The sequence below is a fragment of the Almyronema sp. genome, assembly GCF_052168255.1.
Classification (GTDB): domain Bacteria; phylum Cyanobacteriota; class Cyanobacteriia; order Phormidesmidales; family Phormidesmidaceae; genus Sphaerothrix; species Sphaerothrix epifaneia.
Genome location: NZ_JBQLZL010000094.1, coordinates 12,225 through 36,729 on the forward strand (window position 1 = coordinate 12,225; position 24,505 = coordinate 36,729).

Annotated in this window: 24 protein-coding genes; 12 read left to right on the forward strand and 12 right to left on the reverse strand. The window is 51.1% G+C overall.

The genetic code is table 11. The features are described from left to right. Positions 1 to 123: 123 nt before the first annotated feature. A complete protein-coding gene (psbO, locus tag ACTS3T_RS19940; RefSeq protein WP_377961342.1) occupies positions 124 to 957 on the reverse strand; it encodes a photosystem II manganese-stabilizing polypeptide in 834 nt (277 codons plus the stop codon). 425 nt (positions 958 to 1,382) lie between these two features. Here psbO and ACTS3T_RS19945 point away from each other — a divergent pair, with 425 nt between their 5' ends. Together ACTS3T_RS19945 and ACTS3T_RS19950 are read left to right on the forward strand one after the other, a co-directional pair. After that, on the forward strand, positions 1,383 to 1,718 hold the full coding sequence (locus tag ACTS3T_RS19945) for a hypothetical protein (RefSeq protein WP_377961344.1): 336 nt from the start codon (positions 1,383 to 1,385) through the stop codon (positions 1,716 to 1,718). 134 nt (positions 1,719 to 1,852) lie between these two features. Then, complete coding sequence (locus ACTS3T_RS19950) at positions 1,853 to 3,370, forward strand: family 10 glycosylhydrolase (RefSeq protein ID WP_377961347.1); 1,518 nt, start codon at positions 1,853 to 1,855, stop codon at positions 3,368 to 3,370. Between the two features lie 79 nt (positions 3,371 to 3,449). On the opposite strand, the gene ACTS3T_RS19955 is transcribed toward ACTS3T_RS19950, so the two are convergent. After that, positions 3,450 to 3,932 (reverse strand): orange carotenoid protein N-terminal domain-containing protein, encoded by a 483-nt coding sequence (locus ACTS3T_RS19955; RefSeq protein WP_462935458.1) that lies wholly within the window; start codon positions 3,930 to 3,932, stop codon positions 3,450 to 3,452. 1 nt (position 3,933) lies between these two features. Here ACTS3T_RS19955 and ACTS3T_RS19960 point away from each other — a divergent pair, with 1 nt between their 5' ends. The 6 genes from ACTS3T_RS19960 (at position 3,934) to ACTS3T_RS19985 (ending at position 8,986) form a co-directional block, all read left to right on the forward strand. Continuing rightward, the gene (locus ACTS3T_RS19960; RefSeq protein ID WP_462935459.1) at positions 3,934 to 4,062 is read left to right on the forward strand and encodes a hypothetical protein; all 129 of its coding nucleotides are present in this window, start codon (positions 3,934 to 3,936) and stop codon (positions 4,060 to 4,062) included. A 253-nt stretch (positions 4,063 to 4,315) separates the two neighbouring features. Next, entirely contained in the window at positions 4,316 to 5,284 is a 969-nt protein-coding gene (gene gshB / locus ACTS3T_RS19965) for a glutathione synthase (protein ID WP_377961352.1), read from the forward strand. A 60-nt stretch (positions 5,285 to 5,344) separates the two neighbouring features. Beyond that, positions 5,345 to 6,427, forward strand: a complete 1,083-nt coding sequence (locus ACTS3T_RS19970; RefSeq protein WP_377961355.1) for an ABC transporter substrate-binding protein — start codon at positions 5,345 to 5,347, stop codon at positions 6,425 to 6,427. Between the two features lie 52 nt (positions 6,428 to 6,479). Next, a complete protein-coding gene (locus ACTS3T_RS19975; protein ID WP_377961357.1) occupies positions 6,480 to 7,229 on the forward strand; it encodes an ABC transporter ATP-binding protein in 750 nt (249 codons plus the stop codon). An 18-nt stretch (positions 7,230 to 7,247) separates the two neighbouring features. Beyond that, positions 7,248 to 8,120 carry an inositol monophosphatase family protein gene (locus ACTS3T_RS19980; protein WP_377961360.1) on the forward strand — a complete coding sequence of 291 codons (873 nt, stop codon included), beginning with the start codon at positions 7,248 to 7,250 and terminating at the stop codon, positions 8,118 to 8,120. A gap of 200 nt (positions 8,121 to 8,320) precedes the next feature. Continuing rightward, complete coding sequence (locus ACTS3T_RS19985) at positions 8,321 to 8,986, forward strand: SDR family oxidoreductase (RefSeq protein WP_377961362.1); 666 nt, start codon at positions 8,321 to 8,323, stop codon at positions 8,984 to 8,986. Positions 8,987 to 9,067: 81 nt separating this feature from the next. Here the strand turns inward: ACTS3T_RS19985 and hisB are convergent, their stop codons facing one another. The 5 genes from hisB to ACTS3T_RS20010 all read right to left on the reverse strand — a co-directional run bounded on the left by hisB (position 9,068) and on the right by ACTS3T_RS20010 (position 14,227). Next, positions 9,068 to 9,706: an imidazoleglycerol-phosphate dehydratase HisB gene (gene hisB / locus ACTS3T_RS19990; protein ID WP_377961365.1), complete on the reverse strand. Its 639-nt coding sequence runs from the start codon at positions 9,704 to 9,706 to the stop codon at positions 9,068 to 9,070. 162 nt (positions 9,707 to 9,868) lie between these two features. Then, entirely contained in the window at positions 9,869 to 10,720 is an 852-nt protein-coding gene (locus ACTS3T_RS19995; protein ID WP_377961368.1) for an alpha/beta fold hydrolase, read from the reverse strand. A 205-nt stretch (positions 10,721 to 10,925) separates the two neighbouring features. After that, positions 10,926 to 12,266, reverse strand: coding sequence for a cytochrome P450 (locus ACTS3T_RS20000; protein WP_377961370.1), 1,341 nt, complete (start codon positions 12,264 to 12,266; stop codon positions 10,926 to 10,928). A 72-nt stretch (positions 12,267 to 12,338) separates the two neighbouring features. After that, complete coding sequence (locus ACTS3T_RS20005) at positions 12,339 to 13,091, reverse strand: cation diffusion facilitator family transporter (protein WP_377961373.1); 753 nt, start codon at positions 13,089 to 13,091, stop codon at positions 12,339 to 12,341. A 125-nt stretch (positions 13,092 to 13,216) separates the two neighbouring features. Then, positions 13,217 to 14,227 (reverse strand): aspartate carbamoyltransferase catalytic subunit, encoded by a 1,011-nt coding sequence (locus ACTS3T_RS20010; protein WP_377961376.1) that lies wholly within the window; start codon positions 14,225 to 14,227, stop codon positions 13,217 to 13,219. Between the two features lie 96 nt (positions 14,228 to 14,323). On the opposite strand from ACTS3T_RS20010, the gene ACTS3T_RS20015 reads away from it, so the two are divergent. Further along, positions 14,324 to 14,878, forward strand: a complete 555-nt coding sequence (locus tag ACTS3T_RS20015; protein ID WP_377961378.1) for a sporulation/spore germination protein — start codon at positions 14,324 to 14,326, stop codon at positions 14,876 to 14,878. Between the two features lie 4 nt (positions 14,879 to 14,882). Here ACTS3T_RS20015 and ACTS3T_RS20020 read toward each other — a convergent pair whose 3' ends face one another. Next, positions 14,883 to 15,479 (reverse strand): DNA-3-methyladenine glycosylase, encoded by a 597-nt coding sequence (locus ACTS3T_RS20020; RefSeq protein ID WP_377961381.1) that lies wholly within the window; start codon positions 15,477 to 15,479, stop codon positions 14,883 to 14,885. A 310-nt stretch (positions 15,480 to 15,789) separates the two neighbouring features. Between ACTS3T_RS20020 and ACTS3T_RS20025 the strand changes: the two genes are divergently transcribed. After that, positions 15,790 to 17,454: an MBL fold metallo-hydrolase gene (locus ACTS3T_RS20025; RefSeq protein WP_377961383.1), complete on the forward strand. Its 1,665-nt coding sequence runs from the start codon at positions 15,790 to 15,792 to the stop codon at positions 17,452 to 17,454. 16 nt (positions 17,455 to 17,470) lie between these two features. On the opposite strand, the gene ACTS3T_RS20030 is transcribed toward ACTS3T_RS20025, so the two are convergent. Continuing rightward, positions 17,471 to 17,782: a DUF6679 family protein gene (locus ACTS3T_RS20030; RefSeq protein ID WP_377961385.1), complete on the reverse strand. Its 312-nt coding sequence runs from the start codon at positions 17,780 to 17,782 to the stop codon at positions 17,471 to 17,473. Between the two features lie 443 nt (positions 17,783 to 18,225). Here ACTS3T_RS20030 and ACTS3T_RS20035 point away from each other — a divergent pair, with 443 nt between their 5' ends. Then, the gene (locus tag ACTS3T_RS20035; protein WP_377961388.1) at positions 18,226 to 18,975 is read left to right on the forward strand and encodes a creatininase family protein; all 750 of its coding nucleotides are present in this window, start codon (positions 18,226 to 18,228) and stop codon (positions 18,973 to 18,975) included. On the opposite strand, the gene lgt is transcribed toward ACTS3T_RS20035, so the two are convergent. Genes lgt through ACTS3T_RS20050 form a run of 3 tightly spaced genes read right to left on the reverse strand, consistent with a single transcriptional unit; the run spans position 18,972 to position 22,684 of the window. Next, complete coding sequence (lgt, locus tag ACTS3T_RS20040; protein ID WP_377961391.1) at positions 18,972 to 19,808, reverse strand: prolipoprotein diacylglyceryl transferase; 837 nt, start codon at positions 19,806 to 19,808, stop codon at positions 18,972 to 18,974. The two genes, ACTS3T_RS20035 and lgt, sit on opposite strands and share 4 nt — an antisense overlap. 11 nt (positions 19,809 to 19,819) lie before the next feature. Further along, a complete protein-coding gene (locus ACTS3T_RS20045) occupies positions 19,820 to 21,160 on the reverse strand; it encodes a TldD/PmbA family protein (RefSeq protein WP_377961393.1) in 1,341 nt (446 codons plus the stop codon). Positions 21,161 to 21,199: 39 nt separating this feature from the next. Further along, positions 21,200 to 22,684 (reverse strand): TldD/PmbA family protein, encoded by a 1,485-nt coding sequence (locus ACTS3T_RS20050; RefSeq protein WP_377961395.1) that lies wholly within the window; start codon positions 22,682 to 22,684, stop codon positions 21,200 to 21,202. Positions 22,685 to 22,928: 244 nt separating this feature from the next. Here ACTS3T_RS20050 and ACTS3T_RS20055 point away from each other — a divergent pair, with 244 nt between their 5' ends. Next, a complete protein-coding gene (locus tag ACTS3T_RS20055) occupies positions 22,929 to 24,320 on the forward strand; it encodes an adenylate/guanylate cyclase domain-containing protein (RefSeq protein ID WP_377961398.1) in 1,392 nt (463 codons plus the stop codon). The last annotated feature ends 185 nt before the right edge of the window (positions 24,321 to 24,505 follow it).

The window sequence follows — 24,505 nt, forward strand, 5'->3', positions numbered from 1 at the left end:
TGAAAGGACACTCATATCTATTTCTCTGCCCTCTGCCCTTATGCAAAGACGGGGAAAATCACTGACTTTCCCCGTCTCTAATATAGGTTTAGTGGCAAAGTTCAACGCAATCAGGACAGACCCTTACGCTTCAACTGGCTCAATGCGACCGTAAAAGACGCCTTGCACTTTGACCTCATCTGGAGCAGCGGTTCCCATGTCAGTATCAGAAGGCTGAATGGATTCAAACGTTCCAGCAATTTCACCCGTGTAGCTGTCTACCTTAGCGATTTGCAGCGAAATGCTACCTTCTCCAATATCAAACGCCTTCGTATTTTCCCGCAGAAGTTCTTCACTATCGCCACGGGCGGGTAACGCCACCGCTGTGTCATAGCCTGTTGCCAAACCGCGTCCCTTTGGATCTAAGAAATTGGAAGTGCGGTAAGAAGGCACTCGGTAGCTCCCCTCAAAATCAGTTGAGGTGTTAATGGTATTAAGTCCCGGCTGCGAGTGAGCGACTAGACCTTTAAGCGTAAACAAAAAGGGAATTTGTTCTCCACCGGGTAGTTGTACGGTAATGGCTTGGAAATCAATTCCGCCTTTTTCATAGAAGGTAAAGCTACCATCTGTTTCAGCGACCAAATCACCATTAACCTGATCCAGGCTGGAGGTGTAGCGAGTTAGGGGTTTACCCGGTACAAACTCGGCTTCTTGGCGCTTGCTGATAGGCTCTTCTTTAACAAAGTAAGCCGTGGGTTCAAGACACAAACCAGCAATTCGGTAAGAAGTCCCAGCATCCAAGTTAATGGCACCGCGAGTTGTGGCACTCAGTTGGGGACATTTATTCGCTAACCCCGTATCTTTAATTTGGTCATAGGTTAGCGGCACGTCGCTGGTAGCTGCTGGAGCCGCGCTACAGGCAGTCAGGACACTTAGACATAGTGCCAAAAACGCAACAATAAGGGCACGATACCTCATGATCAACCTCGGTTATATAAAGTCTCTGTCAGTAGGCAACTTTTAATAGATTTGGCTTTAGTCGCTCAGCAATGCAACTGTAAAACAGCCCGACGATGACTTCAGCATCAGCTCTGACAGGCGACAGTACCAAACTTTTCCAGATCGGCAATATCTCTCAGAATTGCTAAAAGCTAGACTAAGCCTCAATAAAGCATTCTACATGGCCTTGCTGCGTTTTATTCTTCAATCGTTAAAGTCAGTCAACCTGAAATCGCTTTACATTTCGAAAGATTTGCAGGTTTATATCAGACTTTTTTGACGTCGCTATCTTTACCTGCTAAAACAACTAAACTCTATACTGTTGCTGGTGACTTGAAAAAGTTTAGACCGATTAGAGACAGACCGAGTAAAGTAGTTGAACAAAATGCAATTAGTGCCATCGAATGAGCGATCGCAAGTTAACTCAGCCAGAAATTCTCTCTGAGGATTTGCAAATGCTGGCGCAGCAAGTTCAACAGGCAGCCGAGCGGCGTCAGGAAGACTGTATTGCTTTACTCTCACTGCTGCGATTACTAGAAAAACTACATCAGGATATTCGCGACACGTTATTCAGCGAAGCACTACCCAACAACCGTCAAAAACTTTACAACTTGTTACGAGACATAGAAGGATCAGGGGGGTGGCCCTATATTCAGCGCATGAAGCTGCGATCGCTATGCCAGCAGCTAGAAGCCCTGGAACCTGACCCGTCTACCAACCGGATTTCGGCTGATCAATAGGGTAAACTCAGCGACGAGAAAGGGACTATCTACCTGAGCAAATTTTCGTTGGCTTAAACGGCTAGCAAAGCCGCAATCATTTGCTGTCAGTTGGCGTCATTGTTTATCTGGACGAGTAGGATTTGAGGAAATTAATGATCGGCTCTCAAACAAAGCAACTTCAGATAGTTGCAATAGCGGCGGGAGTTTTGGGCAGTCTGCTTAGCTTTGCTATTAATAGCCCTTCAGCCAGCGCTCAACTCAATAGCTATTGCCAGCTTAATCAGGCAGAAGTTACCCGCAAAGAAAACCTCCGCCAAGCTTTGTTTAAAGGAGACGAGCAAGTCCGGCAGCAGTACGAAGCGCTCGTACAGCAGCATGCCAACCAAATGCAAAATTGCCGTAACCGTACCTGGCCAAAACAACAGGCAACCTGGATTAGGCTGTATCCCTGCGATCTAGAGTCAGGCGTTTTGGAAGCTGTGCTCGATCGCATTGTTAATTTGGGCTACAACAACGTTTATGTAGAAGTTTTTTATGGGGGTCAGGTATTGTTACCTGCTGCCAGTAACCCAACGGTGTGGCCTTCAATCGTCCAAGCCAGAGGTTACGAGCATCGTGATTTGCTAGCTGAAGCGATTGAAAAAGGTCATCAGCGAGGGCTAGACGTCTCTGCCTGGATGTTTACCCTTAATTTTGGCTATTCCTACGCGCAGCGCCCCGACCGTCAACAAGTTATTGCCCGTAATGGGTTAGGGGAAGATGCCCTTTCATATGCGGCTAGAGGAGCTTCAAGCAATCCCGAAGAGGTTTTTGTTGACCCCTACAGTCCATTGGCTCAGCAAGATTTTCGTCGTTTGACCCAGGCTGTGGTGCAGCGTAACCCAGACGGGATGCTGTTTGACTATATTCGTTATCCGCGCGGTACGGGGACAGGTTCGGTGGCGGACGATGTCAGCGATTTGTGGATTTATGGCAACTCTGCTCAGCAGGCTCTCTATCGGCGTGCCCTCAATAATAAAGGACTAGAGCTAATCCGTCGCTATCTGCGGCGAGGCTACTTGACTGATGCCGATATTGACGAAATCAACCGTTTGTACCCAGGTGAAGGCGAACCGATGTGGCAGAGTCGGGTGCCGCCTACAAGCGGGAATGGACTGCCGACGACGGTGCAGCGTCCTCAACTACAGCAAGAACTTTGGTTGCTGAGTGTAGCGCATGCCGTACAGGGGGTAGTGGACTTTTTAGAGCAGGTGGCCCAACCTGTGCAGCGAGAAGGTGTTCCGGTAGGAGCCGTCTTTTTTCCGGGCGGTAATCGGCCTGTAGGGGCGCGCGGCTATGATTCACGCTTGCAGCATTGGAATCGTTTTCCTACCTGGATGGCTTGGCATCCTATGGCTTATGGCGTATGCGGTGATACTAGCTGCATTGTGAGTGAAATTCGAGAGGTAATAGCGCAAGCTGGCCCAGGCGCTGCCACTGCGGTGAAGCCTGCGATCGCTGGGGCTTGGGGACAAGCTTTTGGCAACCGACCAGCGTTAGAAACCCAGATGCAGGCAATTCAAAGGGCAGCTCCTCAAATCAACTCGGTCAGCCACTTTGCTTTTTCGTGGCAAGATCCAGAATTTGATCGGGTGCGTAAGTTTTGTCAGTTACCTGAGCCGCGAAATTAACCCTTACTGATTTTGAGTACGGCAAAAGCCGCGATCGCTTTTGCAGGCGATCGCGGCTTTTGGGTACTAGCCGCGAAATTTATACGGCTGCACCGCTTTTAGGCTCGGCTCCAGTGGGAGCAACGGCCTCACGCAAAAACGTAATTTGCTGCTCAAACTCCAAAGTTACAAGCTGCAGCAAGAGCTTATTAACCGATTCAGGCTTAGTGTAGTCATCTGGCATCGGCACAATGGTGCCGTCGGTCATTCCTTGAGCTAGGTGATACCAAAAAGCTAGCTTAGTGTTGCGCTCTAAAGAACCGTATTCGCGGCTGAGCTGAGTATCTTGAGGGTTAAGCATTGCCCGCATGGCTTCTAGCTGCTCGTCAAAACTAAGGGCTTTGACCTGGTTAAATAAACCTTCGGCAATGCCTTCAGAAGCGGCACCTGGCGCTGCTGGCGTCACGGATTCACCCATTTCTTCGTAGACATACCAAAGGAAAGCTAGCTGCTCGTCGGGACTGAGCTTTTCATACTGACTCAGCGTTTGTTGTAATTGAGGATCTAGACCTGCCGTTACCATCTTGTTTTCTCCGTTTTTTAACACCATCGCTACCCCAACGCTGAGTTGCCAGCTAGGAGGAAGCGATCTGAGCGATCGCTGGTTTGGCCAAAGTTGCTCAAGTCGCGATCGCCGTTTAAGCAAAAATTAATTCACATCTGTTAAGAAACTTAACAAGATAAGCCCCAAAGCCTAATCCTGCTTTGGTTAGACATCCTGATCAACCCGTCTCTGGCTCAGGGTGAGTTGTTATGGAGCGCTTCTCTAACTGGGGAGGTTTGTCATAGAGCCGTACAAACGGTCAAAAGCGAATGGCTTTTAGGGCTGATTGCTTCTTGGCCAAAAGCCTCCCATTCTAGGAGTGGACATGATAAAGATCTAGCTAGCGTAACAGGGACTTGCTCGTGAAATTTGCGTTTATCATCGATCCAATTGAGCGTCTAGATCCGGGCCACGATACCAGTGTGGCCTTAATGGAAGCAGCGCAGCAGCTAGGGCACGAAGTTTGGATTACTAAAGCCAGTCATCTGAGTGTGGCGGATGGAAAAGCTTGGGCTTTCTTGCAACCTGTTGAGCTAGTGCCAGTTGACTTGCAAAACGGTCATTGGGTGGCGGCAGAAAGCTGGTTTGCGGTAGAGCAGCCAATTTTGCGACAGCTAGAAGAGATGGATGCGGTTTTTATGCGAACCGATCCACCTGTGACCATTCCCTATCTCTATGCCACCTACATTTTGGATTATGTCGATCCCCGTAAGACCCAGGTGATCAACTCGCCCCAGGGGCTAAGAGCCGCTAACGAAAAAATGTATGCTTTACAGTTTACAGAGGCTATCCCAGATACCCTTGTGAGCCAGGATAAGCCAGTGATTCGAGCCGCGATCGAACGTTGGGGCGGTCAAGGGGTGTTGAAGCCGCTAGGCGGTAAAGCCGGGGAGGGCATTTTGTTTTTAGAGGCGGGCGATCGCAACTTTAATTCCATGATTGAAATCAGCACCCAGCAAGGGCGAACCCCCATCATGGTACAAACCTACCTACCAGCAGCCAAAGAAGGCGACAAACGAATCATATTGCTCAATGGAGAGCCGATTGGAGCGGTCAACCGCATTCCCACAGGCAGCGAGTTTCGCGGCAATATGGCCGTAGGCGGACGTATTGCTAAAGCCGCCATTACCGAGCGAGAACAGGAAATTTGTCGTTTGCTAGCGCCTACTCTCAGACGAGATGGGTTAATCTTTGTGGGCATTGACGTGATTGGTGGCTATTTGACCGAAGTCAACGTCACTAGCCCAACCGGAATTCGTGAGATCGATCGCCTTGATGATGTGCGCTTGGGCCAGCAAGTGATTAAGTGGGTCGAAAACGCTCAGCAATAGAGATCCGATCGAACGTTAGACGTTAACATAAAGCAACAATTCTGGGATGTAAGATTTCATATGAATTGGCAATATCGCTCTGTTTCTCCTTTAGGAGCAATGAATCGTCGTCGCTTTGTCCGCTACAGCGCGATCGCTGTCGGTAGCAGTTTGGTAGCCGCTTGCACGGGCGGTAGTCAACCATCTTCAACCGAAACGACTGAAACGGGCGCAACCGCAGAACTTACCCCTGTTACGTTTGGCACTAATTGGTACGCCCAAGCCGAGCATGGCGGCTTTTATCAGGCCGTTGCCACCGGACTCTATAACGACTATGGCCTGGATGTAACCATCAAAATGGGGGGGCCTCAGGTCAACGGAACGCAGCTTCTCATGGGTGAGGCGATTGACTTTTTTATGGGCTTTGGTGCCGATGCCATCAACGCTGTGCAAGAAGGAATTCCCAAAGTTACAGTAGCCGCGATCTTTCAAAAAGATCCCCAGGTTTTGCTAGCCCACCCTAACCAAGGAATTGAGACTTTAGCGGATCTAAAAGGTCGCCCTGTTTTTATTTCTGCCTCGGCCAACACTACTTACTGGCCGTTGCTGGTGGCCAAATATGACTTCACCGAAGACATGAAGCGGCCTTATAACTTCAATCCTGGCCCTTTTCTTGCCGACCCGAATTCTGCTCAGCAAGGTTATCTCAGCTCGGAACCGCTAGCTATTCAAAAAGAAGGGGGCTTTGAGCCTGTGGTCTTTTTGCTAGCTGACTATGGATATGATCCTTACTCCACCACGATTGAAGCGCGTAGGGCAATGGTAGAGCAAGACCCTGATTTGGTGCAGCGCTTTGTGGAGGCTTCGATTAAAGGTTGGTACAGTTACTTTGAAGATCCAGCCCCTGGTAATGAGCTAATCAAGCAAGACAACCCAGAAATGACCGACGAGCAGTTGGCCTACGGTCTGGAAAAAATGCAAGAGTACGGCATTGTTATTTCTGGGAGTGCTGAAACCGATGGCATTGGAGCCATGACTGATGAGCGCTGGCAGTCTTACTTTGAAACGTTGGTAGACGCAGAGCTGGTAGAAGCAGGCACTGACTATACTCAGGCCTATACGCTGGAGTTTGTAAACAAAGGAGCCGATTATTATCAGGCGTAAACCCGGTGCCCCTTGTTTTGTTTTTGCCCACCCGGTTATGCGCTGCTCGTCTATGATTACGCTGAGTCAAGTTGACAAAATTTATCCGAATGGCACTGTAGCCCTACAGGGGGTTGATTTAACGGTACGGCGGGGGGAGTTTGTCAGCCTAGTGGGGCCGTCGGGCTGCGGTAAAAGTACGGTACTCAAGCTGATTGCCGGACTGGGACGAACCAGTAGCGGCGAGATTCACTGGCAGTTGCCAGAAGCGGAGCGGCAGCTGGCTTTTGTCTTTCAAGATGCAGCGCTGATGCCCTGGGCAACGGTAATGGACAACGTGCATTTGCCTTTAAAGCTCAAAGGGCGATCGCTGACAGCAGCCCGCGCCGATATTTATCAAGCGCTACATTTAGTTGATCTGAACGGGGCAGAAAAACGCTATCCGCGCCAGCTTTCGGGGGGGATGAAAATGCGGGTGTCGATCGCCCGTGCTTTAGTGACTCAGCCCAACGTGTTGCTGATGGATGAACCCTTTGGCGCGCTAGATGAAATGACCCGTAGTAAGCTCAACAGCGATTTGCTCCATTTATGGGAGCAGTATCACTGGACAGTTATTTTTGTCACCCATAATATTTATGAGGCTGTTTATCTTTCCAATCGGGTGGTGGTGATGGCGGCGCATCCGGGGCGGATAGTCGCCGATGTGACAATCAAGGCAGCTTATCCCCGCGACGAAGCCTTTCGCACTTCTCACCTGTTTAGCGACTATTGTCGTGAGGTTTTGGCTCAGCTTGCCCTGGCTGAAGACTCTGCGATCGCCTAATTTTCTCAGGCTCAACCGATGTCAGACCAACCTACCCCCCGTCAAATTTTAGAAATCTTGCTACCCCATTTGCGGGTAGCCGCCGCCTATGCCCAGCAGATTCAAAGCCAAATTGTGGCCCATCCGGATAAAGACCAAGGGGACAATTTCTTTGCGACAGCCCTCACAGATGCCGATTTATCGATTCAAACCTTTGTAGAGGTGGCGCTGTTGGGGCTGTTTCCTCAAGTGCGCTTTTACGGTGAAGAGTATGAGAAAACCTACAACACCCCCTATTTTCGGGCGATCGATTTGGGGCCAGCGGATGACTATTTAATTACGCTTGATCCGATTGATGGCACCCGATTTTATTTAGATGGCCATCCCAACTATCAGATTATTTTGAGCGTTCTCAATGCCGATGACTTTGAAGCGGTTTTAGCTATCAGTCCAGCGCAAAATACTTACTACTATGCGCTGCGGGGAGCCGGAGCCTTTAAAGGCACTTTGCTCGACAACTTGAATCAATGCTTGCCATTGCAGCCAGAATCCGTATCAAATACGGTGCTGCTGGGCTGGAAAATGGCAGCAGTAGCGGACTATTTAAGCGATCGCTATCAAGTCATTCGCGTCAAAACCGACTACTCTGCGAATACACCTATTCCAAACGTTAATGGCTTGCTCAGTGGCGACTTAGCAGGGGCGATTCTTTCCACGGGTAAGTTTATTGATGGAGCGGCGCTAGCCTTTATAGCACGGGAAATGGGCTATCGGGTAACCACTCACGATGGCGCAGCGCTGCCGCCGCTGCATCAGTGTGAAAATTACCAGTGGCCGGGTCTAGCGATCGCATCTACCGATCAAGTACATCAAGACTTGCTGCAGGCGTTAGCCAGTTGCTCACCGTCATAACCAGACAATAAACCTGGTCTTTAGGGTTGGCGGATGGCAAGGGGTCATAAAGACGCAGATATAGCCTTGCAAAATGGTTTAATCAAACGGCTCACCCGCAGCTACCGACCCGCTTGTGTCGTCCGAGGGAAGTTTTCATCCCCCTATTTTTCATAAAATAAACGGCAAATTTAACCACAGTGACGGGCGCTAATTAATCTATGGCAACTTGTTTGGTAACTGGGGCAAATCGCGGCATTGGCTATGAATACTGCCGCCAACTGCAAGAACGGGGCGATACGGTTATTGCTGTTTGCCGTTCAGCCACCGCTGAGCTAAAAAACTTAGGTGTGCGAATAGAAACAGGGGTAGACATTACGTCTGAATCAGCCGTTTCAGATCTGGTTCAGCGTTTAGATCAAATCCCTATTGATATTTTGATCAACAACGCTGGCATTTTGGCACGAGTGTCGCTTGACAACCTCGACTTTGACAGCATTCGTCAGCAATTTGAGGTCAATGCCTTAGGGCCGCTACGGCTGACTCAGGCGCTTTTGCCCAATCTCCGTGCAGGTTCAAAAATCATCATCATGACCAGCCGTATGGGTTCAATTGCCGACAACACTTCCGGCGGTTCTTACGGCTATCGGATGTCTAAAGTTGCGGTTTCAATGGCAGGCAAATCGTTAGCCCATGACCTCAAGCCTAAAGGGATTGCCGTGGCTATTTTGCATCCCGGCTTGGTCAGCACCCGCATGACAGGCTATACCAGCAGCGGCATTTCTGCTACCGAATCAGTGCAAAATTTACTCCAGCGCATCGATCAGCTAAATCTGGATAACACAGGTACCTTTTGGCACGCCCAAGGCGAAGTTTTGCCTTGGTAAGCAGCGGCTAGCGTTCAAGGGGGCAGTGTTCCTAGCAGGCCGCCATTAGCGGGACGTTTTGACCAATCCGGCTCATCCGCGCTAGAGAACGCCTTTAGAACTGGGAATGGTATTGGCTCGGCGGGGATCAACTTCGGTTGCCATCCGCATAGCCCGTGCAAACGCTTTAAACGTCGCTTCAATGATGTGATGAGAATTGAGGCCGTCTAGCTGGCGAATGTGCAGTGTCATCTGGCTATGATTGACAACTGCCACAAAAAACTCGCGTACAAGTTGAGTGTCATAAGTCCCCACGCGCTGAGTGGGAATTTCCAGGCCATAGCTGAGGTGAGGCCGCCCCGAAAAATCAAGCGCTACCTGCACCAAAGACTCATCAAGCGGTGCCACAAAATGCCCAAAGCGAACAATGCCTTTGCGATCGCCTAGGGCTTCTTTTAAGGCCATGCCTAAGGTGATACCGACATCTTCGTTCGTGTGGTGGTCGTCAATTTCTAAATCGCCTTTGGCCTGCACATCGAGATCAAACAGCCCATGTGAAGCAATTTGATGCAGCATGTGATCTAGAAAGGGAATGCCCGTCTTAGCTGTACAGCGACCGCTGCCATCAATATTGAGGCTGACCTGCACATCTGTTTCACCCGTCTTGCGGCTAATGGAGGCTGTGCGGCTAGGGGTGGAAAGATTGGCAACCGGAGAAATCTGGCGATCGCGAGTTTGCATAGCAATTGATAGAGTGCGGCGATCGCTGTCTTTGCATAAAAACAGCGGTGGTTTCTAGCTTACCGCAGTCAGGGTCGCGATCGCTGAGCCAAAACGGCTTCGTCCCTTGGCTCTGCTTGCCTCAACAACCCAGCAAACTGAGCCAATCGGGCTTTTGGGCGGCTAGAGAGTCATTTGCTTAAAGAAGGGCAGCAAAGCCTCGCTGACTTTGTCTGACCAGTCTTCTTGGGCATAGTGCCCGACCTGCTCAAGCCCTACGAATTCACCGTGGCTGAACTGCTGAGCAAACGTTTCAGCTTCACTGGCGGAAAGCCACGGGTCGCTGAGTCCCCAGGCAACCAAAGTTGGCTTTTGCCAGTCTTTGAAGCCGCTGGCAAGTTCTGCCATGATGGCTTTAAGTTGCAAATTGCGCACGGTGACAAACAAAGCTCTGCCAGCCGCAGAACTGGTCAAAAACGGACGGCGGTAAACGTCTAAATCGGCGTCGTCTACCTGATAGGGGCCGCCCCCCTCCAATGTGCGATCTACCAGCAGCGGATCTTGCGTAGCCATTTCCCCCACTAGAGGCAGGCCAAGCTGTTGAATCTTCCAGGGAAGTTTGGCCGCTGGAGACAGCGGCATATTGAGAATGGCCAAACGCTCAATTTGATCTGGGTGTTGCTGGGCGTACTTCAGCCCCACCGAGCCGCCTAAATATCCCTGAACTACCAGATTAAAGCGCTCCAGCGCTAAAGCCTCAACCAACTGCTCTAAGCCTTGCAAAAAAGCGGTTGGGGTGTAGGCAAAGGTGCGTTTATCCGGCTTGTCAGAAAAGCCGTGGCCGATCCAATCGGGGGCGATCGCCCGAAAGCCCTGCTTGGCCAGATCGCTCATCACGCCCCGCCAGCTATAGCTCTGAGCCACAATGCCGTGTAGCAGCAAAACGGGCGGTTTGTCACTCTCGCCAATTGGCACCGCTTCCCGGTAAAACCAGTTGAGTCCTCCTGCTTGAATTTGACTTTCTGTTACCGCCACAATCTCACCTACAGGAAATTCAGTGGCTTGAGCTTATCGCTTGCGCTGTACCAACGCAAGCAATGTAAGGATTTGCAATTATTGCCAAAAACAGAAAATTCCAGACAGAAGGCAAGAAAAAAGGTTTTCTACAGGTAGCTTTTGGCTATTTAAGTGCCCCAACCTGATGGCGACATATCTAGATCAAAACCACTTTTTTCGGCCATTAGCTATTAGCCGTTGCAGGAGCCAAGTTTGAACTAGGCGACAGCCGCACCCGCAAACCAGACTGGGGCCGCAGCGTAGGGATGGGGTTCATTGACAAATTTTGGTTGGGCAATAGCTCCCAGCGATAGTGGCGCAACAGCGAAGCCACCACAATTTTCATTTCCATCTGGGCAAAGGCCAAGCCAATACAAACTCTAGGCCCACCCCCAAACCCCACTAAACTGTAGTCAAAGCGTTTGTGTTCAGCTCGATCAGGGCTAAAGCGATCGGGATCAAACTGAGTGGGGTCATCGTAGCAGCGGCGATCGCGGTGAGTGGCTTCAATTCGGTACAAAGCCATCCAGCCCGCCGGAACCTGATAGCCGTTGTATTCAAAAGCTTTAATCACGCCTCGAAAACCACCCGCCACCGGAGGATATAGCCGCTCAACCTCTTTGAGCACCTGATCGAGGTAGGGCATCTGGCGTAGTTGCGCCAAACTCAGCGGCCCTTGCGCCGCTAGAGTTGCCTGCTCAGCGATCGCTTGCTGATAAACAGTCTGATGCTGAGCCAGCGACATCACCAAAGAAGTGAGCATTGAAGTGGTGGTTTCGTGTCCAGCAAACAACATGAGTAGTGCCTGCACTTTGATTTCTTCTAAGCTCAGGGCGTTGCCCGCTTCGTCTCGGCTTTGCAGCAGCAAACTCAAAGCGTCTTGAGCCGGATTTTGTTGCCGTTCGGCAATCACCTTTTCAATATGAGCTAGCAAGCGATCGCGAGCTGTTAGCGCTTTCCCATAAGGTGTCCAGCCCCACCGAATGGGCAGCATAAACAACCCCCCAGTCAAATCACTAAACCAACGAGACAGGCGATCGCCCTGCTCTGCGGGCTGGTTGCCAATCAGCAAAACACTGGCAATTTCAAAGGTAAGTTGCTTCATCTGGTCGAACCAGGCAAACTCCCCCAGGTGCGCCCACTGGGTTAAGTAGCGCTGGGTGATTTGCTGCATAGTGTCAAAATAGCTTTCCAGCGCTTTGCCGTGAAAGGCAGGCATCAGCAGTTTGCGATTGCGGCGATGCTGCTCACCTTCTTGTAAAAATAGCGACTCTCCCAAAAGTTCTCGAAACGTCGGCGGCCAACCTTCGCGCCAGGAAAAGTGATCCATGTGGCTAGAAAGGAGGAAACGATTGGCTTCTGGCCCCACCATGACGACCGTCGGTCGCCCCAAAATATGCGTTTTGAAAATGGAGCCATAGCGAGCCTGACGTTTATCAGCAAATTGGCGATCGAAGAGAAAGCTAGGCGTTTCGCCCACCCAGGGCAAGCCAAAAGTACCTGGTGGTAACGGTAGAGAAGACATACACAATTAGCTCTGTGGAAGGCTAGCAGAGAGAGATGAAGGCAAAACGCTAGGCTTGCTGCTGGCAACAGCCTACTGACGTTCCCGGCTGCTGGCAATACGGTCGTTGCTGGACTGCACCTGGATTTGCTGAGAAAATTGGCCGAGATCCCAGGTAGATAGTCCCTCAGCGATGGGGCGAATTGAAGGACGATGGCGCATGGCTCGCCAGCTCTGAACCATCAGCGGCATAGCACTCACCATAATTAAGCCAGCTACCAGCAATCCCACTAGGCTATCGATCCAAGTCCACTGCCAAATCGCCACTGCGATCGCCGCAAAAATGACGCCAACCGAACTCAACGTATCCGCTACAACATGTAGAAAAGCTGCCCTCAAGTTCAAATCTTGCAGGCTTTCTCGATGCAGCCAATATAGGTTAATCCCATTGACACCTAGCCCCACCAAGGCCGTCACTAACATGGGCAAACTCAAAATTTCGCTTGGGGGTGATTGCAGGTGGCGCAGGGCTTCCCAGGCAATCATTCCTGCCATCACCACTAAGCTGAGGCTATTGATCAAGGCAGCCGTGCCTTCAATCCGCGTTTGCTGCTGGGCGGCGGCCCACCGGGCTAACCAGGTTGCTATTAGCGCCAGCCCTAAAGCTGACGTATCGGCTAGCATATGCCCGGAGTCAGCAATTAGCGCCAAGCTGTGGCTAAAACGACCTGCGACAAGTTCAAATCCAGCAAATCCGCCAACCAGCGCGATCGCGCCAATTAGCAAGTTTGCTTTTTGTCGAGCCGCTTGCACATGATCACAGTTGGGAGATAAACAGGGTTGCATTAATCGGCAATAGGTCAAGAGGTTGAGAAATTAAAGGCTCAATCGGATGACGCCAAATCTGCTTGAATAGATTCCTCTAGCAGTGTAGACCGAAGCTAGCGATTCAGGTAACGATCTCAACCCTTTTAGGCGGCATGATAGGTTCCCATCAGGTAAAGCAACGCCATACGCACGGCCACACCGCTGGTTACCTGCTGGCTGACCAAGCTCAAAGCTGGATCATCCATAACATCAGAGCTAATTTCAACGCCTCGGTTAGTGGGGCCGGGATGCAGTAGCTTCACCTGAGGCTGGCAGACCGCTAGGCGATCGCGCGTGATGCCAAACTGCTGATGATACTCGCGTAGGCTGGGCAGCAAATGCTGGGTCATGCGCTCATGCTGAAGCCTCAAGGCCATGACAAAATCAGCCCCTTCTAAGGCGGGCGGCAGCGTTGCATGTAAATGTACCTGACGCGGCTGATCGCTCCCCGCGATCGCCGTTTGAAATGGTAGAGCAAACTGGGCAGGCAACAGGGTCGGCGGAGCCACCAGATGAACCGAAGCGCCGCAGGCCGTCAGGCTCCAGAGGTTTGAGCGGGCTACGCGGGAATGTAAGATATCGCCAACAATGACAATTTTTTTCCCCTTTAATAAATGGATACTGGGCGCTTCTGCATCTAATACCGTACAGAGTGTAAATAAGTCTAAAAGCGCCTGAGACGGGTGAGCATGTTGACCGTCCCCAGCATTAAGCACCCCTACAGCCGCACCCAAACGGGCTAATTCACGGGCGATGGCTAAGGGCACCCCTGCTTGCTGATGGCGAATCACCATCAAATCAGTGCCCATCGCCAGATAGGTTTTGGCTGTATCTAAAATCGTTTCGCCTTTGCTCAAAGAAGATGTGCCGGGGGCAAAGTTGAGAATATCGGCAGACAGTCGTTTAGCGGCTAGCTCAAAACTGCTACGGGTGCGAGTAGACGGCTCAAAAAACAAGTTAGTTACCACTTGCCCCTGCAGGGCGGGCACTTTTTTAGTGCGGCGAGACAAAACTTGCCGAAAACTTTCGGCTGTCTGGATAACCGTTTCATACTCCGCTGGCGTAAAGCTTTCAAGAGAAATGATGTGCTGGCGATGCCAGGTTGTCTCCGCCATAGTGACCGTGTCTCCAGTAGACTCAAAACAGGAATTGCTACAGTAAAGGACATCCCCTTCGCACCAAGCGTATTCCGTAACCCAGTATTCCACTTGATGAGGCAGGCAAATCATCCATTCTGGTTTCTAGCTATTAGCCTTGGGCTATTGGCCGCTGGCTGCGATCGCTCCAGCCAACTTAATCGCGGCGATCGCGCCTCATCTACTTCAACGGCTAATGCTGAAGCAACCGCCCCTTCTACACCCGCCGACAGAATTACTGCTCCGACCGCCGCCCTGCCTACTACAGCCAAACCCCAAACAGCCGTAACTATTTACCGCGTCGATAGCACCTGTAGCGATTTTGTTCCTCAAGTGGTGCAGGTTGAAAGCGACCAAGCGATCGAACAAGCCATCAGCCAAGTGCTCAGCCAAGAGCAAACCGGGATTGGATTTGATTTAGCGGGCTACCGCATTAACGTTGAAACCAGCAGCGGAGAAGCCACTATTGATCTGCGCCTATCTCCTCAGTCGCAGCGGCAACTGGTGTCGCTTTCGAGTTGTGAGCAGTTGGCGCTTTTTGGTAGTTTGCGAGAAACCCTGTTGCGCAATCCAGATTGGAATATTCGCTCTGTGCAATTTACGGAGCGGGGCAAAGCCATTGTTCTTTAGGGTTTTAAGGTTTTGAAACCGCTGGTGAATTGGCTAAGTACCAGCGCCACGGCAAGTCAGTGGCTTGACTCAAACCAATCCGCGTAGTTTGTACCAGTGGTTGGCTTAGTGTCGTTGGGCGATGTTCCAACCATAACCCAGTTTCCGGCGCTAGCACCGCACCATTAAACTGCTGATCGATTTTTAGCAACCGACAAAGTTTGCCAGGGCCAGCAGCGGCTCGGTGGGGCGCTTGGTGGTCTTTGGGGCTAGCCCAAGGTGGCAGATGGCTAAGCTGCACCGCCCGAATTAAAACGGCGCTGGCTAGACCGGGGCAGTCAGTCACTACGTTGAAGCAGTGATAAAGGCCGTAAATGAGATACACATAACTCAACCCGGCTCTACCGAACATGGCGGCATTGCGGCGGGTCTGCCCTCGGTACCCGTGGCAGGCAGGATCAGTGGGCGTATAGGCTTCGGTTTCTACAATCTGCGATCGCAGGCAGCAACCATCAGCTAGCGATCGCACCAGCGTACAGCCCACTAAATCAGGGGCGACTTCGGTAGCAGGTCGGGCTAGCCACAGGGTATCTACGATGGAGTCAGGTCTAGAAACCGACATGAAGCGTAACTGTTGTTTTGAAATAGGACTTGGTAGGATTGGGAAGGTAACAAACCTGTAAAGTGACAGCTCACTCGCTGGCTGGATCTCACCTGATTAACAAGTTTTATCAAGACATCGGATTAATATCTATGGAACTCAAAGTGCTTTTACTCGTTCTTGCCGCCGTGTTTGTGCCTGCCTGCTTATTTTTTGGCTCAAAGAACGGTTTTTACAACACTAAAGACTATCACGGTAACGGCTCTGCTCATTAGGTCAAGCGGCTGCTAGCGAAGCGGCCTGAGTTACTGCGCCTATTCAGTGATTTATCGTGACTGATCTGTCTTGCTTGCCCTACAGCGTTGGCCACGACGCCGAGGGTGTTTGTTTGCAGGTACACATGGGGCCTCACCGCATCTTACTAGACTGCGGTTTAATTGGAGAGTCTTCGCTGGGCTGGGCAAACGAGGCTCAAGCACCCGCTGATTGGGTGCTGTGCAGTCATGCCCACGCGGATCATGCTCGGGGGCTTTTGGCTTTTCATCGCCAGTTTCCCCAAGTCCCCATTTACGGTAGCGAAGTGACGGCTCATTTGCTGCCACTCAATTGGCCGGATCAGCCCCTAGCCGAGGTAGACTTTTGCCATGCTTTGCCTTGGCGGACGCCAATTGAGGTGGCCGAAGGATTGAGCATTCAGTTATGGCCGGCTGGTCACCTACCAGGAGCGGCTGCTTTTTTGCTGAGTTACGCCACGGCTCAGCGCACCTACACGCTATTTTATACAGGCGATTTTTTTCTCTCTAATTCGCGGCTGGTAGAAGGGATGCCGCTGGATGACCTGCGCGGCCTCAAACCCGATGTGCTGATTTTAGAAGGAAGCTATGGGGCGGTTCGCTATCCCCATCGGCGGCAGCAAGAAAACCAGCTAGCCACCCGGATCAATCAGTTCTTAGCCGCTAACTACGCCGTTTTGCTGCCGGTTCCAACAGTTGGGTTAGGCCAAGAGTTGTTGATGTTGTTGCGTAGCCACCATCATTTTACCGGGCGCAATATCAATATCTGGGTAGACGCGGCGATCGCGGCTGGCTGCGATGCCTATTTAGAACTGCTGCCTCATTTTCCCAGTAGCGTCCAAAATTTTGCCCGTTATCAGCCCCTTTTTTGGGATGAGCGAGTTTTGCCGCGCGTGCGACGTTTAGCCAGCGACGAACGACCTGACTTCTCAGTTCCCAGTATTGTTCTGGCTCACCACCGTAGCGATCTGAACCGCTACTGGCAGCAACGCGATCGCCGCTGGATTACCTTTGTTCCAGAAACAGCCCCCTGGGAAACCTTAAAAGCGAATACAGCGGTAACCCCAGCGGCTGAACTTACGCCTGCGCGCTCTAGCCCGCGAATTGAACCTTATTTACTCTCAAGCCACTGCGATCGCGCTGGCACAACGCAGCTTATTCACAATCTCCGTCCGCAACACGTCGTCTTTGTGCATGGCTCCACCAGTCAGCTCACAGAGCTAACTAACTTAGAAGAGTTGCAAAGTCGCTACCAGCTTCACCTACCCTCAACAGGCAGCCTAGTTGAATTGCCGATTGGAGAAATGTTTTTACAGCCAGCGGCTCCCGAAATTGTGCATGAGGGCGAAATTACCGAAACCGCTGACGAAATCACCATCACCTTACCGCCGTCTATTGCCGAAGATGCCCGCTGGCTGCAGCTAGCAGATACGGGGCTAGTCGAAGCCCGCTGGCAAGGTGAAGACCTGGTGCTTAAAGGCATTAGCCAGCAGTCTTTGCTTCAGCGGGGGGCAGAGAGCCAGCCTCAATTCACGTTAGACTGCTGCGCCACCTGTACCTACTTCAAAGAACAGCATTGCTGGAATCAGGCGTCTCCCCTGTTTCGCTTTAAGGTGTCGCCTGAAGGCTACTGCCCAGCCTTTGAACCTGCCGCCGAAGGCTCAATTGAGGGCAGCGATCGCGCCCCCAAACCAGCACCTTAAAATTTAGCGGACAAAATTAGTCAGCATTGGATTCAGGATAGCGATCGCGAATTTGCTCCGATTCAGGACATTCATCTGAAACAAAAAGCTCGACATCGCCTCGGGGCACGGTCGATAGTTTTTTGGTGATAGCTCCAATGCTTTCAATTCGAACCATCTCTTCCCAAGAGCAAGTTTCGTCTTCTTCTTCGCTTTCGTAGCGAATAGTTACCAGCTCTCCTTCAATGTCTAAAATGCGGGCACGTTCAATCCACCGTTGCTGATCCCGCAGAAAGATCCAAACCTCAGTTTCGTCACAGCAGAGTTGGTAGATCTTGCGGTGTAGCATGAATTCTCCTCAGCTAAAAACGCTTTTAACAATGATTTTGAGGGATGAGATTCGGCAACTGCGGTCACTCGAACCTTTTGAGTGATCGATTTAAGAAATTAGCAATTTAATAAATCCAGGGTTTTGAATAAGAGGTAGCCTTTGCCATGACTCATCACCAAGTTTCCCAAAATCAAGCGCTTTCTTAGTGTAGATGTAATCACTTCGATTGAGGTGAAGAAACTGTAATTGCAGCCTAGCCTCATTAAAACCTGAGTTGGGCTAATTGCAAAGTCAACAGCAGACAACCCCGTTTGGCACTACAAAATTGAGGTTATCTTTGATACTGGGCTAGCTTCATTCTAGCAAGGGGCTTGGTAAAAACGCTGGTGAAGCAATGGCAAAACGACAGCGCCATCGTTAGGATAAAAGCCCACTCTAATTGTGAAACGGAGGCAAAAGCTGTGCTGCTACATCTAAGCACCTGGCCAGAAGTTGAAGCTTATCTGCAGCGATCGCAGGGAATAATTTTTCCCATCGGCTCGACTGAACAGCATGGCCCAACAGGACTTATAGGCACCGATGCGATTTGTGCCGAAGCTATTGCCAAAGCTGTGGGTGAAACCACAGCAGCTCTGGTTGGGCCAACTATCAATGTGGGCATGGCTCTGCACCATACGGCCTTTCCGGGTAGTCTGAGTCTGCGTCCTAGTACCTTAATTGCGCTGATTCAAGATTATGTAAAACCGCTGGTTCGAGCTGGGTTTACCCGCTTTTTTTTCATTAACGGTCATGGCGGCAATGTAGCCACGCTTAAAGCGGCTTTCTCTGAAACCTACGCCGCTCTTTTAGAGCTAAACTGGCCCCAAGCCGAGCAGGTGCGCTGCCAGGTAGCTAACTGGTATATGAGTAAATCGGTCATGCAGCTTGCCCAAGAGCTATACGGCCATCAAGAAGGCTCCCATGCGACCCCTAGCGAAGTGGCGCTGACCCAGTATGTCTACCCCGAAGCTATTAAGGCAGCGGTTCTCGATCCGCTGCTTGCTCCGTCCGGCCATCCGATTTACAACGCGATCGATTTTCGTCGCCATTACCCTGATGGCCGCATGGGCTCTAATCCGGATCTGGCTACCCCCGAACACGGGCAATCGCTATATGAAGCCGCCGTCAAAGATTTGAGCAATACCTATCTGCAATTTTTGGCACAGTCCTAAACGCTGGGCGATCGCGGGGATCGATGTCGCCAGTAAAGACCCAAAGCGCCCCCAATAACGGCGATCGCCGACAACACATGCACCATGTTGAAGGGAGTGCCTGGAAAAAACCAGGAATCAGTTCGCAAAAACTCGATAAAAAAGCGGCCCAGCGGATACCAGATGCCGTACATCAAGGCCAGATCACCCGCCTTGAGCTGCTTGGCAAAACGGCGTGATAACCCCAGCAGCACCACAAACCCCAGCAGGTTCCAAAGCGACTCGTAGAGAAACAAAGGATGAAACCGGGTTGAAGCCGGATAAGCAGCCAAATCGCGATAGGGGCCAATCCGGTGGATCGGGTCTATGCTTAAACCCCAGGGTAAATCGGTGGGCGGGCCGTAGAGTTCTTGGTTGATAAAGTTACCCCAACGACCAATCGCTTGCGCCAGCGGTAAAGGTAAAGCGATCGCGTCTAGATACTTAAGCAGCGGCAATCGGCGCACTCGCGTATATAGCCATAGAGCCAGACCGCCAAAAATAAACGCGCCAAAAATATGGATGCCTCCCCCCCAGATTTGCAAAATCTTGAGCGGATTGGCCAGATAGTAACCAATTCCTTCCGCCGTACGGGGTGACTGCACAAACACATAGTAAAGCCGCGCCCCAATAAAGCCTGGAACCAGCACCCAAATCAGCATGTCCCAAAACTTTTCAGCATCTTCGCCTTGCCGCTCAAGCCGACGACTGGCAATTAAGGCCGCCACAAAGATGGCCGTAATCATCAGCAGGCCGTACCAGCGCAGTGCAAAGGGGCCAAGCTCAAAAATGATCGGATCAACAGGGGGATACATGGGTTAATTGCTTATTCACCCGTCACGGAAAGCTGATCTACCCAGATACGCGGGCATACCCCTCCAGGGGTCACTTCCACTTCAGGCTCTACATAAATAATCGACTTCAGCACGTCACGAAAATCGCCAGCTACGGTCGCAGACTCAATGCTGACTTTTTCACCCCGATTAATCAACCAGCCGTCAAAGGGCAGCGAAAAAGATCCCTGCAAAGCGTTAACGCCTGCATGAAGCGCCTGGAGGTCGTCGATTAAAATGACGTTTTCAGCAGTTTCTAACTGAAACGCTGAATCAGTCGTTGTTCCCGGTAAAACATGATAAAAGTGAGGCCCAACGCTGACTTTGGCTCCAATATCAGCGTGTCCGGTGGGTTGGGCGTGCAGGCGTTTAGCAGTGCCTGCACTGTGCAGAAAATGGGTCAAGACTCCTTGCTCAATTAAAGAGATCCGCCGGGTGGGCGTGCCCTCGCCGTCAAACGTTTCAGCCGACACGTTTTCAGGATGCAAAGCATCGTCATAAAGTGAGAGCAGGGGCGAAGCAATTTGACTGCCCAGTGAATCGGGGGTGGAAAGGCTACGCTTGTCCAAAATACTTTGAGCGTTGTAAAGATTGGAAAAAGCCCCTATCAAGCTTAAGAAGGCTTCAGCCGAAAAAACGACTCGATATTTGCCAGAGCGTACCTTTTCGTAATTGAGGTGGCTAATGGTTTTCTCTAGCGCTTCGGTCAGACAGCCTTTGATATCTAGTTCAGCCAAGCTGTGGTTGACGCGAACGGCTCCAGCCGATCGCGGTTTGCGACCTGGCTGCTCGGTTTTGCTGTAGAGGTAAAGCGAAGCATAGGAACGGGCTTCTTTGCGCAAGGCTCCCTCACTGTTGAGGTAAAAGCGATCGACATCGCGCTGGGATAAGCCGTTATACGGAACGCTGGCGATCGCTTCGTGAGCTTCTAAAAGCTGCTTTTCAGCGGCAATGAGCTGATCAATGAGATCTGCAACAGCAGCAGGCGATCGCTTTTCTAGCTTGACTTCAGCGGTGGGGGCGGTTGCCTCAGGGCTAAAGTCGGGGATGTGTTCTTTAGCTCCAAACGTACTGGCCTCTTGAGCCGTCTTCAGCGCTAGCTCCAGCCCTTTGGGGTCAACATCGGTCGTAGTGGTTACGCCGATGAGGTGGTCATTGTTCCAAACACGGACGATAACGCTAGAACGGTTGGACGCTTTCACCTGTTTGGGTTCGCCGCGATCGACTTGAACACTGGTTTCGTCTACTGAAGAACCGTAAATATCGTATTTACGAATTCCCAGTTTACTGGCTGTCGATTCAGCGTAATCAGCAATTTCTTGAACAGTAGGCATAAGCACCGTAGAAAAAGTTAGGCTTGCAATTCAATTAACTTAGCGACCGCCCACCGTAATCGAGTCAACTTTGATGTGGGGTTGCCCAACCGTGACGTAAATACTGCCGCTCACGGAGCCGCAAAAGCCAGCCGCCAAGCCCAAATCATCAGAACACATCGAAATTTTGTTCATGATTTCGGTCGCTTCACCAATTAAGGTTGCGCCCTTCAGCGGCTTGGTAATTTTGCCGTTTTCAATCAGATAGGCTTCGTCTACCGCAAAATTAAACTGCCCCGTTGGGCCAACACTGCCGCCCCCCATTTTCTTGCAATAAATGCCCTTCTCAATTGAGTTAAACAAGTCTTCAATGGCGTAATCACCCGGAGCAATATAGGTATTGCGCATACGTGAAGCTGCTGCATAGGTATAACTCTGGCGACGGCCACTTCCGGTTCGCGGATGACCTGTGCGCATTGCCCCCGCCCGATCGGACAAAAAGTTTTTGAGAATGCCGTTTTCAATCAGCAGGGTTCGCTGAGCCGGCATGCCCTCATCGTCCATGTCGATGGTGCCAAACTCATCGGGAGATAAGCCTTCGTCCCAAGCAGTAAGATTTTCGTGAGCAATTTTTTCTCCCTTTTTATTCATAAAGGGGGTCGTGCCCCGCTCAATTTGGGTGGTTTCGAGCAGGTGACCACACGCTTCGTGGAAAATGACGCCGCCAAACTGATTAGCCATCACAATCGGGTAAGAACCCGATTCGACGTAGTCAGCATAAAGCATCTGTCCGGCGGCTTCAGCGACGTCGCTGGCGGTGGCTGCGTAGTTCCAGTTGCGCAAAAAAGCTGGGTTACTGGTATCGCCAACCCGTTGACCAATTGAGGTGCGATGCTCACCATCAGCACAAAGCAGACTGTAGCCCACCGATTGGGTCAGCCGAATGTCGCGAGCGAAAGTGCCATCACTGGCTGCGATCAAAACTTCTTGCCAGTCGCGAAAATAGGCTGCTCGTCGCGCCTGTACATGACTGGCTTTTTTTTCTAGGGTGCTGTTGGCCGCCAGCAAAATATCGCCCATTTCCTGCATGGAACTACAGTTGGCTAACCAAGCTTCTTTTTGGCGGCTAGCGGCATAGTCTCGCAGTAGTTCTAAATTGACAATGGGAACGTGGGCATGAGCGCTGGGCAGGTTCAGCCCTAAAATCGACAACCCTTTTTCGAGAGCGGCCTTGAGTCCTGAAAAGGTGAGATCATTGGTGCTGACATAGCAGTCTCCCTTGGCTCGAAAGACGCGTACGCCTGCACCAGTGACCAAGCGGGGAGAAATGCTGGTAATGCTGTCATCTTCTGCCAGACAACTAATATAGTTGCTCCGCTCTAAGAAAAATTCGATAAAGTCAGCGCCAGCGGCTCTGCCTAATCCTAGCAGCGTGGATAAGGGAGCTTCCCAGCTTTGGTCGAAGCGATCGCGGGTAGCACTGTATTGCAATCCGGGAATTTCTTCGGTGCGCCAGTAGGCGCGAGACGGAGTAGCAAGGGTCATGCGGGCAATATCCTTGGGCAAACGACCACAGTTAGCTTTTCTAGTCTAGCAAACTCCCCCAAGCGCCAGCGGAGTCTTCTCTTTAGCTAAGATTGACAGCAAACTCGCCTTGTTGAGCTGTTTACCGCCTGTTACTTAGGCAATTTTTAACTCAACCTCAGCCGACGCTCAGCCCCGCGATCGCTTTTGACCGGAATTGACTGGGCAAACTCGGTAGGATGAACTAGAAATTTGGCAGTTCGGCATGTCTGGTATTTTGCAATCCTCTCTTGGCCTGCTGAAGTCACGGCTTTCCCGACGCATTATCTCTAGTGTCTTTCTCAGTATTGTGGTGATTGAAGGCATTATTTTCGTGCCTTCGTACTTTCGCCGACAGCAAGAAAAGCTTAAAGACTTAGAGCAGGTTTCTACGGAAGTTCTCTTTACCGTCAAAAATAACCTGATGGCGGGCATGGCTCCTGAGGATATCTTGGCGACAGCCCAGTCTCGCATCAAGCCAGACTCCGTGATTCTAGGGGCGGCTTTGTATCGCGTCAACGGGGAATTAGTTGACGCCTTTGGAGAAGTCCCTGCCGGCCCCACCACCGCTTTGCCAACTCAAGCGGGCTGGCACAGGTTACACAACAGGGGCGATCGCTATGATGTGGCTTGGCCGTCGGCAAACTTTCAAGATCAGTTTGTGTTTGTTGTGCGGCTAAATGCCACGGGGGTCAAGCACGAGATGGGGCAGTATGCGCTGGCCATTGGTGGCTTAGTCATTATTATTTCTGCGTTCGTTACCCTGGTGACCGTTGTGGTGTTAGAGCGCATTTTGATTGTGCCTATTTTGCACCTACGCGATGATTTGCTGATAGCGGGCGAAGCGGTTAGCCAGGAGCAGTCCCCCAACTTTTATACAACAATGACTCAACGCCACGACGAGCTAGGGGAAGTCGCTCAGGCATTTAATGCCATGTTTCAGCGCATTCGGCAGGAAATTCAGGAGCGCAAGCAGGCAGAAATTGCCCTGCGAACGGAGCAAGAAAAATCTGAGCGACTTTTGCTCAACATCCTACCCGCACCGATCGCCCAACAGCTCAAAAAAGAACCCGGTGTAATTGCTTCGCGATTTGAAGAAGCTACTATTTTGTTTGCCGATATTGTCGATTTCACCGGGCTTTCGTATCAGGTTTCGGCTCACCAACTGGTCTGTCTGCTAAACGACATTTTTTCTGAGTTTGACGGCATTGTCGCTAGCTACGGGTTAGAAAAAATTAAAACTATTGGCGATGCCTATATGGTGGCAGGCGGCTTGCCTTATCCTTGCGCCGATCATGCAGCGGCGGTGATGGCGCTGGCGATCGCCATGCAGCAAGCCCTAAGCCGCTTTCGGCGTCCTGATGGTCAGCCTTTTCATAGCCGCATTGGCATCAACACTGGCCCAGTTGTAGCTGGGGTGATTGGGCTGAAAAAGTTTAGCTATGACCTCTGGGGCGATACGGTCAACGTCGCTAGCCGGATGGAATCTCAGGGGGTAATCGATCGCATTCAGGTGAGCGCAACTACCTATCAGCTTTTGCAGCATCAGTATCCGTTTGAAAACCGGGGCGTTATTGAGATCAAGGGGCGCGGTCAGATGCAAACTTACTTGTATTGATCTGCCCGTAGAGATAGCGTGTTTTGGACAATTCAATGGCTGGCTGAGGCTGAGCTGACTGGGTTGGGGGGAAGCCTTTAAGTAGTCAACTAAGACCAATTCTTTAAAAGAAAGGTACAGATGAGACTGACGAAACGTCTGCAGAGCAAAGACTGTTCAATTCAAAATCGAAAATCCAAAATCGA